Source organism: Bradyrhizobium sp., from assembly GCF_049512235.1.
GTDB lineage: Bacteria > Pseudomonadota > Alphaproteobacteria > Rhizobiales > Xanthobacteraceae > Bradyrhizobium.
Genome location: NZ_JBEKXH010000136.1, coordinates 1 through 14,739 on the forward strand (window position 1 = coordinate 1; position 14,739 = coordinate 14,739).

General features: G+C 64.7%; 13 protein-coding genes and 1 tRNA gene. 8 read left to right on the plus strand and 6 right to left on the minus strand.

Translation table 11 applies throughout. The features are described from left to right. On the minus strand, positions 1-1,286 hold a 1,286-nt coding region (locus ABSG20_RS14705; protein WP_423865231.1), incomplete at its 3' end, for an ABC transporter transmembrane domain-containing protein. 302 nt (positions 1,287-1,588) lie between these two features. Further along, positions 1,589-2,389 (minus strand): helix-turn-helix transcriptional regulator, encoded by an 801-nt coding sequence (locus ABSG20_RS14710; protein WP_423865232.1) that lies wholly within the window; start codon positions 2,387-2,389, stop codon positions 1,589-1,591. A gap of 431 nt (positions 2,390-2,820) precedes the next feature. On the opposite strand from ABSG20_RS14710, the gene ABSG20_RS14715 reads away from it, so the two are divergent. After that, entirely contained in the window at positions 2,821-3,300 is a 480-nt protein-coding gene (locus ABSG20_RS14715) for a DUF2442 domain-containing protein (protein ID WP_423865233.1), read from the plus strand. Positions 3,301-3,313: 13 nt separating this feature from the next. On the opposite strand, the gene ABSG20_RS14720 is transcribed toward ABSG20_RS14715, so the two are convergent. Further along, positions 3,314-3,403, minus strand: a tRNA-Ser gene (locus ABSG20_RS14720). 263 nt (positions 3,404-3,666) lie between these two features. Between ABSG20_RS14720 and ABSG20_RS14725 the strand changes: the two genes are divergently transcribed. The 7 genes from ABSG20_RS14725 (at position 3,667) to ABSG20_RS14755 (ending at position 11,054) form a co-directional block, all read left to right on the plus strand. Further along, the gene (locus ABSG20_RS14725) at positions 3,667-4,587 is read left to right on the plus strand and encodes a septal ring lytic transglycosylase RlpA family protein (protein WP_423865234.1); all 921 of its coding nucleotides are present in this window, start codon (positions 3,667-3,669) and stop codon (positions 4,585-4,587) included. A gap of 179 nt (positions 4,588-4,766) precedes the next feature. Then, positions 4,767-6,023, plus strand: a complete 1,257-nt coding sequence (locus ABSG20_RS14730) for a D-alanyl-D-alanine carboxypeptidase family protein (protein WP_423865235.1) — start codon at positions 4,767-4,769, stop codon at positions 6,021-6,023. Positions 6,024-6,025: 2 nt separating this feature from the next. Continuing rightward, on the plus strand, positions 6,026-6,718 hold the full coding sequence (gene tmk, locus ABSG20_RS14735) for a dTMP kinase (RefSeq protein ID WP_423865236.1): 693 nt from the start codon (positions 6,026-6,028) through the stop codon (positions 6,716-6,718). Then, positions 6,715-7,761 carry a DNA polymerase III subunit delta' gene (locus tag ABSG20_RS14740; protein ID WP_423865237.1) on the plus strand — a complete coding sequence of 349 codons (1,047 nt, stop codon included), beginning with the start codon at positions 6,715-6,717 and terminating at the stop codon, positions 7,759-7,761. The genes tmk and ABSG20_RS14740 overlap by 4 nt, the downstream gene beginning before the upstream one ends. Positions 7,762-7,864: 103 nt before the next feature. After that, positions 7,865-9,433 carry a methionine--tRNA ligase gene (gene metG, locus ABSG20_RS14745; protein WP_423865238.1) on the plus strand — a complete coding sequence of 523 codons (1,569 nt, stop codon included), beginning with the start codon at positions 7,865-7,867 and terminating at the stop codon, positions 9,431-9,433. 11 nt (positions 9,434-9,444) lie between these two features. Beyond that, positions 9,445-10,251, plus strand: coding sequence for a TatD family hydrolase (locus ABSG20_RS14750; RefSeq protein WP_423865239.1), 807 nt, complete (start codon positions 9,445-9,447; stop codon positions 10,249-10,251). After that, on the plus strand, positions 10,248-11,054 hold the full coding sequence (locus tag ABSG20_RS14755) for an MBL fold metallo-hydrolase (protein WP_423865240.1): 807 nt from the start codon (positions 10,248-10,250) through the stop codon (positions 11,052-11,054). The genes ABSG20_RS14750 and ABSG20_RS14755 overlap by 4 nt, the downstream gene beginning before the upstream one ends. A 37-nt stretch (positions 11,055-11,091) precedes the next feature. Here ABSG20_RS14755 and pyk read toward each other — a convergent pair whose 3' ends face one another. The 3 genes from pyk to ABSG20_RS14770 all read right to left on the minus strand — a co-directional run. Beyond that, the gene (gene pyk / locus ABSG20_RS14760) at positions 11,092-12,507 is read right to left on the minus strand and encodes a pyruvate kinase (RefSeq protein WP_423865241.1); all 1,416 of its coding nucleotides are present in this window, start codon (positions 12,505-12,507) and stop codon (positions 11,092-11,094) included. Between the two features lie 3 nt (positions 12,508-12,510). Beyond that, positions 12,511-13,821, minus strand: a complete 1,311-nt coding sequence (locus ABSG20_RS14765) for a glycerate kinase type-2 family protein (protein WP_423865242.1) — start codon at positions 13,819-13,821, stop codon at positions 12,511-12,513. Then, the coding region (locus tag ABSG20_RS14770; RefSeq protein ID WP_423865243.1) for a tartrate dehydrogenase at positions 13,814-14,739 on the minus strand (926 nt) is incomplete at its 5' end. The genes ABSG20_RS14765 and ABSG20_RS14770, both read right to left, overlap by 8 nt.

Sequence of the window (14,739 nt, forward strand, 5' to 3'; positions counted from 1 at the left end):
CCCGCCAGCATGTTGAAGGCGACGAACTCGCCGATGGTGAGCTGATTGGATATCACCGCCTGCGCCCCGAACCACAGGATCGCCGCGCTCGTCACCTTGTTGACGAGGCCGACCAGTTGCGAGCCGGCCGCGCCCAAGGTCACCACCCGCAGCGAGGAGCCGATATAGGCGGCAAGCTGCTCGTCCCAGCGCTGCCGCATCTGCGGCTCGACCGCGCTCGCCTTCAGGGTCTGGATGCCCGCCAGGCTTTCCACCAGCAGCGACTGGTTGGCCGCACCGCGCTGGAATTTTTCCTGCACCCGGGCCTTCAGCACCGGGGTGATCACAATCGAGATCACAGCGTAGAACGGGATCGAGATCACGACCGCGAGCGTCAGCGGCGGGCTGTACCAGAACATGACGGCGAGGAAGATCAGGCCGAACACAACGTCGATCACCAGCGTCAGCGCCGAGGAAGTGATGAACTGCCGGACATTCTCCAGTTCGCGCACCCGCGCCACGGTCTGGCCGGTGGCTCGGCTCTCGAAATAGCCGATCGGCAGCGCGATCAAATGACGGAACAGCTGCGAGCCGAGAATGGCGTCCATCCGGCTCGTGGTATGGGCGAAACAATAGGTGCGCAGCCAGTTCAACAGCGCATCCGCGAGGTTGATGACGAGCAGGCCGATCACCAGCACTTCCAGCGTGGTGAGGCCGCGATGCACCAGCACCTTGTCGATCACGACCTGGAAGAAGAGCGGCGACACCAGCGCCACCAGCTGAATAAAGACCGAGATCACAAGCACTTCGGCCAGGACCTTCGAGAACCGCTTGATCGCGGGAATGAACCAGCGCAGCCCGAAGCGGGCGGCCTCGCCGGGAAGCTGGTCGCGCTTGGCGACCAGCACGACCTCGCCGGTCCATTCGCGCTCCAGCTGTTCCAGGGTCCACCCGACCGGCGGCCCGCCGGCATGGCCGACCAGCACCCCGGCCTCGATCAGCCGCCCGATCACGAAGAAGGCGCCGTCGCGGCCGCGCGCGATCACCGGCAGCGACAGCGCCTGCACGCGCTTGACCGAGGAGCGGCTGACGCGGGCCTTCAGCCCCTGCGCCCGCGCAATGCGGACCAGATCGTCGCCATCGGCGGGCCTGCCATCGGCCAGATATTCGCGGCGCGCCCGATCGAGATCGAACGCTTCGCCCGATAGCGCCAGAACCAGCCCAAGGCAGCCGAGGCCCGTGTCGACGGGCGCCGGTAGTGCCGATGCAACCTGCTGACTGCTGGCGATGCCCCCAGCATCGACCATAGTCCCCAACCCCAACATCGCTTCAGATCAAAAGACCTGCTGAAATTCCCGAAATTCGCGCCAATCGAAAAATTTTAGCCCGGGTTGCTTAAGAGATTTCGGCCATCAGATCGATGGCACGTTCGTGCTATGCGCCAGACTATTTTAGCAGTTTTCGGGCGGATTAGCGAAGAGGCTGGGCAAGCATTGCCCAGCCTCGAAGCGTAATCCGCCGTTTCGCGGGCGTCGGCGGGCGCAAGATGGCGGATTACGCCCAGCGGGCCGCGCGTTGCGCGGACCGGTGGCCAATCCGCCCTACGGACCTACCTCAGGAGCGCGATGAGCTGGCTGCGCTTGCTGATGCCGAGCCGGGCATAGATGGCGCGGAAATGGTTGCCGACGGTGTCCTCGGAAATCGAAAGGCGCAAGGCGATCGCCTTGTCGGACAATCCCGTCACGGCGAGCCCGACCAGTTCTCGTTGCCGATTCGTCAGCGCCGTCAGATGCACCGCTGCAGTCGCAGTCTGTTTTGTTCGCAGGTACAGGGTGTGCAGAACCGGCGCGATCAAATCGAGCGCCGCCAGGGTGCGCTTCGGCTGCGTTCTCGGCACGCCGGCAAAGCTGATATGCGTGCCGGCAACGACAAAGGGATCGATGACGCCGTGGGCAGCGACGACGCCCAGCGCAAATCGTTCTACTTCTTCAAGCTCGCGCCGGCTTGCAAAAATCGGCGCTCCCGTCTCATCCTGCGCGCCAGCTTTATCCAGAATGAAGGGCTTCCGATTGAACATCCACCACGCAAAGCAACCCGGTGAATTCAGATCGAATGTGATTTCACGGCCCGCAAGAAACTCCGGACCATGCCCGCTCGACACCAACGAGAGCATCTGAATGCGACCGCCGGACAAAATTCCATAAGCGCCCCAAAATCGCTCAAAGGGAAAGAACCGCCGCAACGGTCCTTCGACCCAGGCGAGAACCTCGCCTTCGGTCACCGGCGAAACCGGAAGCGCGCGCAACGCTTCCATCCAGGCCAGGAGATCCACGTCGGAAAAGCCGAAGGCGACATCGCGCCTGCCGATCTTTGCAAACTCAACAACGTTGTTCCGCACAGGACGGCGCATCGACGCTCCCATTGTTCACTTTTTCTTCCTCCTTTTACGCAGAACAATACCCGGCAACCGCCGTCCGCTTGATCGAAGCGATATGGGGCATTCAGAGCAGGCAGTGCGGATGTCACCTCTCTCACCCCGATGACGTCAGCTACTTCCTGGCTTTCGAAATGCGTCGCCTCACCGCGCGCAACTACCGATCGGCGATAAGTCACCAAAGGTAATATGTTATTGGCAATGCTCCCGCAGGGACTGCGTTGCGCCGTCTAAATGCACGCTAGAGTGCATAAGTGCAAGGCTAAAGCTCTGACGTCAGGCGAATTCGCGACGCCAACAAAGATCATCGGAACATTTGTTCCCTGGCGGGCCACGAGGCATGCGCGGCGCGAACTCCTCGCCGCCGCCAAAAATGTCCTCGCGCGTATTTTGAGTAAACTGGGGCGATGACGAAATTACTTGAACATGCGGTTGATATCGCTCGCAACCTGCCCCCTGCGATGCAGGATGAGGTTGCGCGCCTGTTGCAAGAACTGAAGGAGGCGGAGAAGCGAATGGCCTCGGTGCGCGAGGCCGGCCATGCCGTGTCGGCGCGCTACGACCGTCGTCGATCGCGCGTTGTTGTCACCCTCAACACTGGGGTCGAGCTTGCCTTCCCCACGCGGCTGGCCGAAGGGCTGGCGGGCGCTTCGCATGAAAATCTGGCCGATATCGAAATCAGCCCGGCCGGACTTGGCCTGCGCTGGCCCAAGCTGGATGCCGATTTCTATGTGCCGGCGCTGCTGCAAGGGGTATTCGGCTCGAAAAGCTGGATGGCGCGCCAGCTCGGCGCGGAAGGCGGTCGAGCGCGCACTGTCGCCAAAGTCGCGGCATCGCGCAAGAATGGCCGCAAAGGTGGACGGCCAAGGAAGGCCGCCACGGCGTAGAATCGGCGGCGTCTGGCGGAAGGGGTGGGATTCGAACCCACGGTACCCTTGCAGGCACGCCGGTTTTCAAGACCGGTGCCTTAAACCACTCGGCCACCCTTCCCACCGGCAACCTCATGGGGTAACGCAGCGCGGATTGCAAGCTGCCGCGCGGGCGGAAATGCCCGTAAATCGCCGGGCCAATGCAACAGCTTAGACCCGCTGCGCCGCTAACCCCGGCTTAACCACCCCACGGCTCTCCCCATTTCCGCCGCGTTCGGAATGCGGTATCTTCATATTCTGATGCGGAGGTGGGCCGCATCGGGGTGGGATCGCCAGGCCGCTCCCTGATGGGCGCGCGGGCGGTCAAATGCTAATCGGGGGCGGATGGGGAATCGGGGGTCATATCCGTTGGCGCTGATGGGGCGGGGCGCTGCCGCCGTGGCGGCTTGCCTCGTTCTGGCCAATTGCGCCTCATCGGGCAAGTTTGCCAGCCGCGTCGATCCCAGATATGGCGTTTCCACCAGTCCCCGGGTGGTCGAATTCGGCGAACCCGTGCCGAAGGGCGGCGGCACCTATCGAATCGGCAAGCCCTATACCGTGGCGGGACGGGTCTACGTGCCGGAAGAGGACGTCAACTATCGCGCCGAGGGCCTGGCCTCCTGGTACGGCGATGATTTCCACGGCCGGCAGACCGCTAATGGCGAAGTGTTCGACATGGGGTCTTTGACCGCGGCCCATCCGACCCTGCCGATGCCGTGCTATGCCCGCGTTACCAATCTTGGCAACGGCAAATCGCTGATCGTGCGCGTCAATGACCGCGGGCCCTACGCCGCCAACCGGCTGATCGATGTCTCGAACAGGGCCGCCGAGTTGCTCGAATTCAAGTCCACCGGCGTCGCCCAGGTGCGGGTCGAATATGTCGGCCGGGCGCCGCTGGAAGGTTCCGACGACCGCCAGCTGGTGGCGACCTTGCGCACCGGCGAGCCGGCGCCGCCGCCTTCGCTGGTGCGGGTGGCGTCCGCCCATTCCTTCGTACCGGAAATGCCCGGCCGCGCCATCCGGGGCGAGGTTCCGATGCCGCAAGGGCGGCCCTACAGCCTCGGCAATACCACAGCCGACATGGCCTCGATCAACGCCACGTCGGAGATGTCGGCCTCGGCGCGGTCGAGCCGCCGCGGGCTCGATAATCCGCGCGCCGTGTCCTATGACGATGACGGGCAGTATGTTTCCAGGCCCGTCAGCGCCTATGCGCCGGTCGATCCGCGTGGACCGAGCGAAGTGCTGGCCGGACGCGGGCTCTACTGAACCTGAACCTCGGCCCCGCCAGCGGGGCGAGGTGACCGAACTCGCATATGCGACGATGGCATCGCTTTTCCGCCTTTTTTCATTGATTTTGTGCTGGTTTCGGCGCGGTGGCAGCGCGCAAACACCTGTGTTGTTTGCGACACTTGCAATTGCTAGAACGCCGCTCTCCGAGATCACCGATGGCAGCCGATTTGACCGCGTCCCGCACCTTGAAATCTGCGACGCCACGCTTGTGGCGTCACCTGATCGCGCCGCTGGTGGTGCTGGCGATCGGATGGGGCGGCGCGGTTCACGCCGCCAACAACAGCGTGCAGGGCGCCAAAAAGGAAGAGGGCGGGTTCGACGGCGACGCGCCGACCGCGATCCTGATCGAGGCCACCAGCGGCAGCGTTTTGTTCGAGAAGAACGCCGACGAGCTGCGGGCACCGTCCAGCATGATGAAGCTGATGACCGCAGAGCTGGTGTTCCACGCCATCCAGCAGGGCGACGTCAAACTATCGGACGAATATCACGTCAGCGAAAACGCCTGGCGCAGGGGCGGCGCGCCCTCGGGCACCTCGACCATGTTCGCGGCCATTCACAGCAAGATTTCGGTCGACGATCTCCTGCACGGCGCCATCATCCCGAGCGGCAATGATGCCTGCATCGTGCTGGCGGAGGGCATCGCCGGCGACGAGCACGCCTTTGCCGAGAAGATGACGGCGCGCGCGCGCGAACTCGGGATGCCCAGATCGACCTTCGCCAATTCCAACGGTCTGCCCGATCCCGGCAACAAGATGAGCGTGCGCGAACTCGCCGCACTGGCGCGCCATGTCATCGCGACCTATCCCGAATTCTACAAGCTGTTCGGCGAGCGCGAGTTCACCTGGAACAAGATCCGCCAGCAAAACCGCAATCCGCTTCTGACCGCGCTCGAAGGCGCCGATGGGCTCAAAACCGGATACACCAAGGAAGGCGGCTACGGCATGGTCGGGTCCGCCGTGCAAAACGGCATCCGGCTGATCGTCGTCGTCAACGGCCTGGAAGATCCCGAGGACCGTGCGTCAGAAGCCAAGAAGATGCTGGAATGGGGATTTCGCAATTTCGAAGCGCGCACCCTGTTCGCGCCAGGGCAGCCGGTCGGCTATGCCAGGGTATTCGGCGGCGAAAGCCGCTCGGTCGGGCTCTCAAGCCCCGAGCCCATCAAGGTGATGGTACAGAAAAACGGCAGCGATAAATTGCTCGCGCGCGTGGTCTATAATGGCCCGGTGCGCGCGCCGATCGAAGCCGGCCAGAAGGTCGGCATCGTCAGGGTATGGCGCGGCACCAACGTCGCCATGGAGGCGCCGGTCTATGCGGCGGAACCGGTCGGCGTCGGATCGACGATGCGGCGCGCGATCGATGGGGCGAGCGAACTCGTGATCGGAATGTTCCGCCTCGGCGCCGAGAAACTTTGACCATGGCCGAGGCAGCGGTCAAACGAACTCCCGGTCGCGGGCGGCTGATCTCCATTGAGGGCGGGGAGGGCTCCGGCCGGTGCACCCAGATCAAAATCCTCGCGGAGCGTTTCTCCGCCGTCAGGCTGCGCGCCATCGTCGCGCGCGAACCCGGCGGCACGCCGGGTGCCGAAATCATCGGGCATCTCGTGTCATCAGGGATAGGCCAGCTATTGGGCCCGGACACCGAAGCGCTTCTGCTCGCCGCCGCGCGCGGCGAGCACGCACGCGCTGTCATCATCCCGGCGCTCAATCAGGGAACATGGGTGCTCTGCTCGGGGTTTTCGGATGCGACGCGCGCCTGCCAGGGCCGGCTGGGCGAGGTCGCGCCCGCGATCCTGAATGCATTGGAGCGGGTCACGACAGGCGACCTCAAGCCCGATTTGACCATCATTCTCGATGTCGCCGCCGACGTCGGCCTGCGCCGCGCGTCGATCGGGCGCGGCGCCGGCGCGCCCGATCAATTCCACGCCGGCGACATCAGATTTCATCAGGAGGTGCGCGAGGCCTATCGGCAGATCGCCGCCACTGAGCCGCAGCGCTGCGTGTTGATCGACGCCAGCGCCGACTTAGCCACCGTGGCCGCCGACATCTGGGCCGCCTTGCGCGAGCGTTTCTTTACGGCCGGCGCCGGCAACATGGCCCATTCAGCATGAGCGCGCGTCAGGTCGATCCGCAAATATCAGCCAATCATCCGCGCGAAACCACCGACTTGTTCGGGCATCGCGATGCCGAGCTTGCTCTGCTGAATGCCTACCGCGGCGGGCGCATGCCGCATGCCTGGCTGATCGGGGGTGCGCAAGGCATCGGCAAGGCCACGCTGGCCTATCGCATGGCGCGGTTCGCTCTCGCCCATCGCGATCCCGGCGCAGCCGAGGTGCAGCATGCCGAAACGCTTTTTGTCGATCGATCTGAAGCGGTGGCGCGCCAGCTCGCCGCGGGATCACATGGCGGCCTGCTGACGCTGGAACGCGGCCTCAACGACAAGGGCGTGATGCGAAGTGTGATCACCGTCGACGAGACCCGGGAGACGATTTCGTTTTTCGGCTCGACGGCGGCGGTCGAGGGCTGGCGGGTCTGCATCGTCGATACCGTGGACGAGCTCAATCCCAACGCGGCCAACGCGCTGCTCAAGGTCCTGGAGGAGCCGCCGCAACGATCGCTGTTCCTGCTCGTCAGTCACGCGCCGGCGCGGGTTCTGCCGACGATTATATCGCGCTGCCGGAAACTGCCGTTGCGGCCGCTCGCCACATCCGACGTCATCGCGGCCGCTGCTGCCGCCGCCAATATCGGGCGCGATGATGCCGCGCTGGCGCAAGCCGCGGGCGCCGCGGAGGGCAGCGTCGCGCGTGCGCTGACACTCTCGGGCGGCGACGCCTTAAAACTTCATCAGCGTACGGCAGCCCTGCTGGCGACCTTGCCGCGGGTCGATCCGCGCGAACTGCATGCGCTCGGCGACGCGCTCGGCGGCAGCGACCGGATCGCGCTGGCGGCGTTCATCGACAGCATCGACCGCTGGATGGGCGAACGCCTGCGGGCCGACGAGGCCCATGCCAACGCCAACCTGCCCCGCCTTGCACGGCTGGCGGAGGTGTGGGAAAAGATCAATCGCGCCGCGCGCGACACCGAATCCTACAATCTTGAACGAAAGCCGCTGGTGTTCTCGGTGTTCGGGCTGCTTGCGGAAGCTGTGCGCTAACGAGGCTGTGCGGTAGCGAGGCTGTACGGTTGCTCTGCGCGATGATTTTGCGAAACCCGCAACGCCCGCGCCATCGTATGATCCAAGGTCAAAAAGATCCACCATGACGTCCGCCATCGACACAACCCGCAAGCCCTATTTCCTGACCACGCCGATCTTCTATCCGAACGGCGTACCGCACATCGGCCACGCCTATACGGCCATGGTCACCGACGCGCTCGCCCGCTTTCAGCGGCTCGATGGGTTCGATGTCCGATTTCTCACGGGAACCGACGAACACGGGCTCAAGATGCAGCAAACGGCTGTCGCAGAGGGCCTCACGCCGCTGGCGTTGGCGGACCGCAATTCGGCGCGCTTTCGCGAGATGATGACCGCGCTCAACATTTCCTATGACGATTATATCCGCACCACCGAGCCGCGGCACGAGCGCGCCTGCCAGGCACTCTGGACCGCGATCCAGGACAACGGCGATATCTATCTCGACAAATATGCCGGGTGGTACTCGGTGCGTCAGGAGGCCTATTTCGACGAAGCGGAAACCACGCTCGGTGACGATGGCATCCGCCGCGAGCCGCTTGGCTCGCCGGTGGAGTGGACCGAGGAGGAGACTTATTTCTTCCGGCTGTCGGCCTATCAGGACCGGCTGCTCGACCTCTATGCCCGGATTCCCGACTTCGTGTTGCCGCGCGAACGGCTCAATGAAGTCGCAAGCTTCGTCAGAGGCGGTCTGCAGAACCTCTCGGTCTCGCGCACCACCTTCGACTGGGGCATCAAGGTGCCCGGCGCCCCCGGGCATGTGATGTATGTCTGGATCGACGCGCTGACCAACTACATCACGGCGGCGGGCTATCCCGATGTCACCGGCGCGGACTTCCGGCGCTACTGGCCGGCCAATCTTCACGTCATCGGCAAGGACATCGTACGCTTTCACGCGGTGTACTGGCCGGCCTTCCTGATGTCGGCCGGCGTTGCCGTCCCGCGGCGCGTGTTCAGTCATGGTTTTCTGCTCAACCGCGGCGAGAAAATGTCGAAATCGGTCGGCAATGTCGTCGATCCCTTCAGCATGGCGGAGCAATATGGCGTCGACCAGATGCGCTATTTCTTCCTGCGCGAGGTGCCGTTCGGACAGGACGGCAGCTACAATCACGAAGCGATCGTGGCGCGCATCAATGCCGATCTCGCCAATGACCTCGGCAATCTGGCGCAGCGCTCGCTGTCGATGATCGCAAAGCAGCTTGGCGGCGTGCTGCCCGAGCCCGGCGACTTCAGCGACAGCGACAGAGCGATCCTGGCCCAGGCCGATGCCATGATCGGGGTGGCGCGGGCCGCGATGGCGACGCAGCAGATCCATCACTGGCTCAACGCGGTGTGGGCCGTGGTGGCGGAAGCCAACCGCTATTTCGCGGGCGAGGCGCCATGGGCGCTGGCCAAGACCGATCCGGCGCGGCAACGCACGGTGCTTTATGTGACGGCGGAAGTGGTTCGCCAGATCGCCATTCTGGCGCAGCCGGCGATGCCGGAATCCGCTGGCAGGCTTCTGGATAGTCTCGGCGTGCCCCCCGACGCCCGAGATTTCACGGCGCTCGGCGGCGCGGCGCGGATCAGGCCCGGAACAGCCTTGCCGGCACCGACTGGAATATTCCCGCGCTACGTCGAACCATCGGCGGCTTGAACGGACCGCCGATGCTCATCGACAGCCACTGCCATCTGGATTTTCCCGATTTCGCCGATGATCTCGACGGCATCGTGGCGCGGGCCAAGGCTGCGGGCATCGGGCGCATTCTCACCATCTCGACGCGGGTGCGGCGGCTTGATGCGCTGCTCGCCATTGCCGAACGCTTTCCCAATGTCTATTGCTCGGTCGGCACCCATCCCCATCACGCCGACGAGGAAGACGGCATTGCCGCTGACGAGCTGATCGAGCTGACGCGCCATCCCAAGGTGGTGGCGCTGGGCGAGGCGGGGCTGGATAATTTCTACCAAGACGGCTCCCCCGAAGCGCAGGCGCGCGGCTTTCGCGCCCATATCGCGGCCGCCCGCTCAACCGGCCTGCCGCTGGTGATCCATACCCGCGAAGCCGACGACGGCTGCGGCCGCATCCTGGAAGAGGAAATGGCAAAAGGGCCATTTCGCGCCGTGCTGCATTGCTACACCGGCGGGCGGGAGCTCGCGATGAAAGCCATCTCCATGGGGCTCTCGATTTCGTTCACGGGAATTCTGACGTTCAAGAAATCGCAGGCGCTGCGCGACCTTGCCGCCGAACTGCCGGCCGATCGCATCATGGTGGAAACCGACGCGCCCTATCTGGCGCCCGGCAAATTTCGCGGCAAGCGCAACGAACCGTCTTACGTGGTTGAAATCGCAAAAGTGCTGGCGGAAGCCCGCGGCGTCTCGCTGGAGGAAATTTCGCGGCAGACCACGGAAAATTTCTTTCGCCTGTTTTCCAAAGTGCCGGCCGCGGATGCGCCAGCGGCGGATGCCACGGCATGACGCTGAGCCTGACCATTCTCGGCTGCGGGTCCTCCGCCGGCGTGCCGCGTCCGGCACTCGGCTGGGGGGCGTGCGATCCGAAAAATCCGAAAAACCGCCGCCGCCGCTGCTCGCTCTTGGTCGAGCAGACTTCCGATCGCGGCACAACGCGGGTCGTGATCGACACCTCGCCCGATCTGCGCGAGCAGCTGATCGACGCCGACGTCGATCACATCGACGCGGTATTCCTGACCCACGAGCACGCCGACCAGACCCATGGCATCGACGATCTTCGCTCCGTCGTGCTGCACCAGCGCCGGCGCATTCCGGTCTATCTGAACCGATCGACCGCCGATCATGTCCTGCTGCGGTTTGCCTACTGTTTTGTCAGCCCGCCGGGCAGCGATTATCCGCCGATCCTCGACCATCACGCGATCGAGGCAGGCGAAAGCCGCAGCATCGACGGCCCAGGCGGTCCGCTGCCGCTTTCCGCCTTCATCCTGCGGCACGGCAATATTCCGGCGCTGGGCTTTCGGATCGCGGATGCCGCCTATACGCCCGATGTCAGCGACATCCCGCGCGAGAGCTGGCCGCAGCTCGAACAGCTCGATCTCTGGATCATCGACGCGCTGCGCTATGCCGGGCACCCCAGCCACTTCAGCGTCAACGATGCGCTGTCCTGGATCGACCGCTTCAAGCCGCGCCGCGCCGTTCTCACCAACCTGCATTCGGACCTGGATTACGAGGTGCTGCGCCAGAGCCTGCCGCCGAATGTCATCCCGGCGTATGACGGGATGCGGCTGACGCTGGGGCAGGCGGGCTGAACCGCGCTGGGCGATTTGGGTTTACGGCAAATTCGCCTCAGCCGATATGCACCACACGCAGATTGTTGGTGGTGCCCGCCTCGCCAAAGGGAATGCCGGCCACCACCACGATGAAATCCGCCCGTTTTGCGAATTCCTCGGCGAGCGCCGTCTGCGTGGCGCGATCGACCATCTCCTCATAGGAGTTGACGTCCTTGGACATGACGCTGTGCGCTCCCCACAACAGGCACAGCTGCCGCGACACCCGTTGGTCCGGCGTGACCGCCAGGATCGAGACCTTGGGCCGTTTGCGGGCGATGCGGGCCGCCGTCGTCCCGCTTGAGGTGAAAGCGACAATGGCTGTGGCATCGATCGCGGAGGCGAGATCGGCGGCGGCCGCGGCGACCGCGTGCGGCGCGGTCTCTTCCTCGCCGGGTTGCGAGGCATCGATGATGGAGCGATACATCTTGTGCCGTTCGGTGCTCTCGATGATGCGGCTCATCATGGCCACGGCCTCGCGCGGATATTGGCCGGACGCCGATTCCGCAGAGAGCATCACCGCGTCGGCGCCATCATAGATCGCGGTGGCGACATCGGAGGCTTCGGCGCGCGTGGGGGTGGGTGCCGCGACCATCGAATCCAGCATCTGGGTCGCGACGATCACGGGCTTGCCGACCAGGCGGCAGCACTTGATCAGTTCCTTCTGCCGGCCGGGCACGTCTTCGGGGGGAATCTCGACACCGAGATCGCCACGGGCCACCATGACGGCGTCGGAGAGGCGGACAATGTCATCGATATGTTCAAGCGCCGCCGGCTTTTCGATCTTCGCCATGATGCCGGCGCGATCGCCGATCAGGCCGCGCGCCTCGATGACATCGCCGGGCTTTTGCACAAACGACAGCGCCACCCAATCGACCCCGAGTTCCAGGCCGAACGCCAGATCGGCGCGGTCCTTGGCGGTCAGGGGCGACAGGTTGAGAACTGCGGTTGGAACATTGACACCCTTGCGGTTCGAGATGACGCCGCCGGTAATGACACTGGCGTCGATGAAGTCGGAACCGATCCCGGTGACCCGGACGCGGATCCGGCCATCATCAATCAGGAGATCTTCGCCGGGTGCGATCGCCTCGAAAATCTCCGGATGCGGCAGCGGGATCGACATCTTGTCGCCTTCGGTTCCCGACAGCACAAACCGAATCTGCTCGCCGGCCGTGGTGATGATCTTGCCATCCCGGATGGTTCCAACCCGGATTTTCGGTCCCTGCAGGTCCTGCAGGATGCCGATCGGGCGCTTAACCCTGACTTCCAGCGCGCGGATGGCCGCGTGCACCCTGGCGTGGTCCTCGTGCGTGCCATGGCTGAAGTTCAACCGAAATGTGTCGACGCCCGCCATGAAGAGCTGTTCCAGCATCTCTTGCGCTCCACAGGCTGGACCCACGGTAGCGACGATTTTGGCTCGGCGATTGCGGCGCATGGTTCATTCGGCCTGTCGGCCGCCTCTGGTGATCAGAACCGCTCTGATATCGTTGACGTTGGTACCGGTCGGGCCGGTTCGAATCAGGTCGCCGGTTCCCTCGAAAAAGCTGTAGCTGTCGTGTGCAACAAGATGTTGGCGAGCGTCCAGACGCCTGGCGCGCCCTCTCGCAATCGTGTCCGGCGTAACGAGGGCGCCGGCGGCGTCTTCGGTTCCATCAATACCGTCGCTGTCGCCCGCCAGCGCAAAAACATCGGGTTCCCCGGCCATGGCAATGGCAAAAGCGAGCAGAAATTCGGTGTTGCGTCCGCCGCGCCCTGCCGGCCCCTTGCCGATGGTGACGGTGGTCTCGCCACCCGACAGCAGAACGGCGGGCGCCTTGACGGGCAGCCCGTTGACGCGGCTCGAACGGGCGATGCCCGCCATGACGATACCGAGTTCGCGGCTCTCGCCTTCGATCGCGTCGCCGAGGATCAGCGGCGTCAGGCCGGCGCTCTTTGCAGCCTCGGCCGCGGCGGCCAGCGCCAGCGCCGGAGCCGCAATGACATGGACGGTATTCCGCGCGCTCAGGGATTTCGGCGTCTCGGCGTTGGCGGACAGAACCGCCGATGCCGCCGGCGGCAGCTCGATCCGGTAGCGCGCGATGATCTCGCGGACATCGGCCAGCGTGGAGGGATCGGCGACGGTCGGCCCCGAGGCGATGGCGGAGGGATCATCGCCGGGGATGTCGCTGATCGCCAAGGTCACGACCCGCGCCGGATCGGCGGCAAGCGCGAGCCGGCCGCCCTTGATATTTGACAGATGTTTGCGCACGGCATTCATCTCGACGATGTTGGCGCCGCTCGCCAAAAGGCTCCGGTTGACGGCGTGCTTGTCGGCCAGGGTCATCTTGCCCGCGGGCAACACCATCAGCGAAGAACCGCCGCCCGACATCAGCGCGATGACGAGATCGTCGGCCGTCAGTCCTTTCACGGCGGCGAGGATCCGGCGCGCCGCCTGCTCGCTCATGGCATCGGGCGTCGGATGGGAAGCTTCCAGCACCTCGATGCGTCCGGCAGGGGCGCGCTGCCCATGGCGGGTTACGACGACGCCGGTGAGATCGACGTCGCTCCAGGCCCGGTCCAACGCCGCCGCCATCGCCACCGAAGCCTTGCCGGCGCCGATCACGACACAGCGGCCTTTGGGTTTCTCCGGCAGATGCCGGAGCACGGCGGCCCCGGGATCGGCGCTGCTCACGGCCGCGTCGAACATCCTGCGCAGCACGGCGCGCGCTGCGGCGTCGGTCCAGCCTGTTGATGACGAAGGGTCAGACATTGGAGCTCTGAATAGCCTCGACCACGGCGTCGGTCACGTCCTTCGTGGTGGCGCTGCCGCCGACATCCGGCGTCAGGATACCCGCGCCGGTAACCTTTTCCACCGCGCGCATCAGGCGCGCCGAGGCATCGGCCTCGCCGAGATGATCGAGCATCTGCGCCGCAGTCCAGAAACTGGCGACGGGATTGGCGATGCCCTTGCCGGTGATGTCGAAGGCCGAGCCGTGGATCGGCTCGAACATCGACGGAAAGCGGCGCTCCGGGTCGATATTGGCGGTCGGCGCCACCCCGAGGCTGCCGGCGAGCGCGCCGGCGAGATCGGACAGGATATCGGCGTGGAGGTTGGTGGCGACGATGGTGTCGAGACTCCGTGGCTTGAGCGTCATCCGTACCGTCATGGCGTCCACCAGCATCTTGTCCCAGGTGACGGCGGGGAATTCCTTCGAGATTTCTTCCGCGATCTCATCCCACATCACCATGCCGTGGCGCTGGGCGTTGGACTTGGTGACCACGGTCAGGAGTTTCCGGGGGCGCGACTGCGCCAGCCTGAAGGCATAGCGCATGATGCGCTCGACGCCGACGCGGGTGAAGATCGCGACCTCGGTCCCGACTTCCTCAGGCAGTCCGCGATGCACGCGGCCGCCGCAACCGGCATATTCGCCCTCGGAATTCTCGCGCACGATCACCCAGTCGAGATCGCCGGTGCCGACATCGCGCAGCGGCGAGGTGATGCCCGGTAATATCCTGGTCGGCCGCACATTGGCGTATTGATCGAAGCCCTGGCAGATCGGCAGCCGAAGCCCCCACAGCGTGATGTGGTCGGGAACGTCGGGCGCACCGACCGCGCCAAAGTAGATCGCGTCGAACTTCCTGAGCTTTGCCAGGCCGTCGGCCGGCATCATGACGCCGTGCTTGCGAT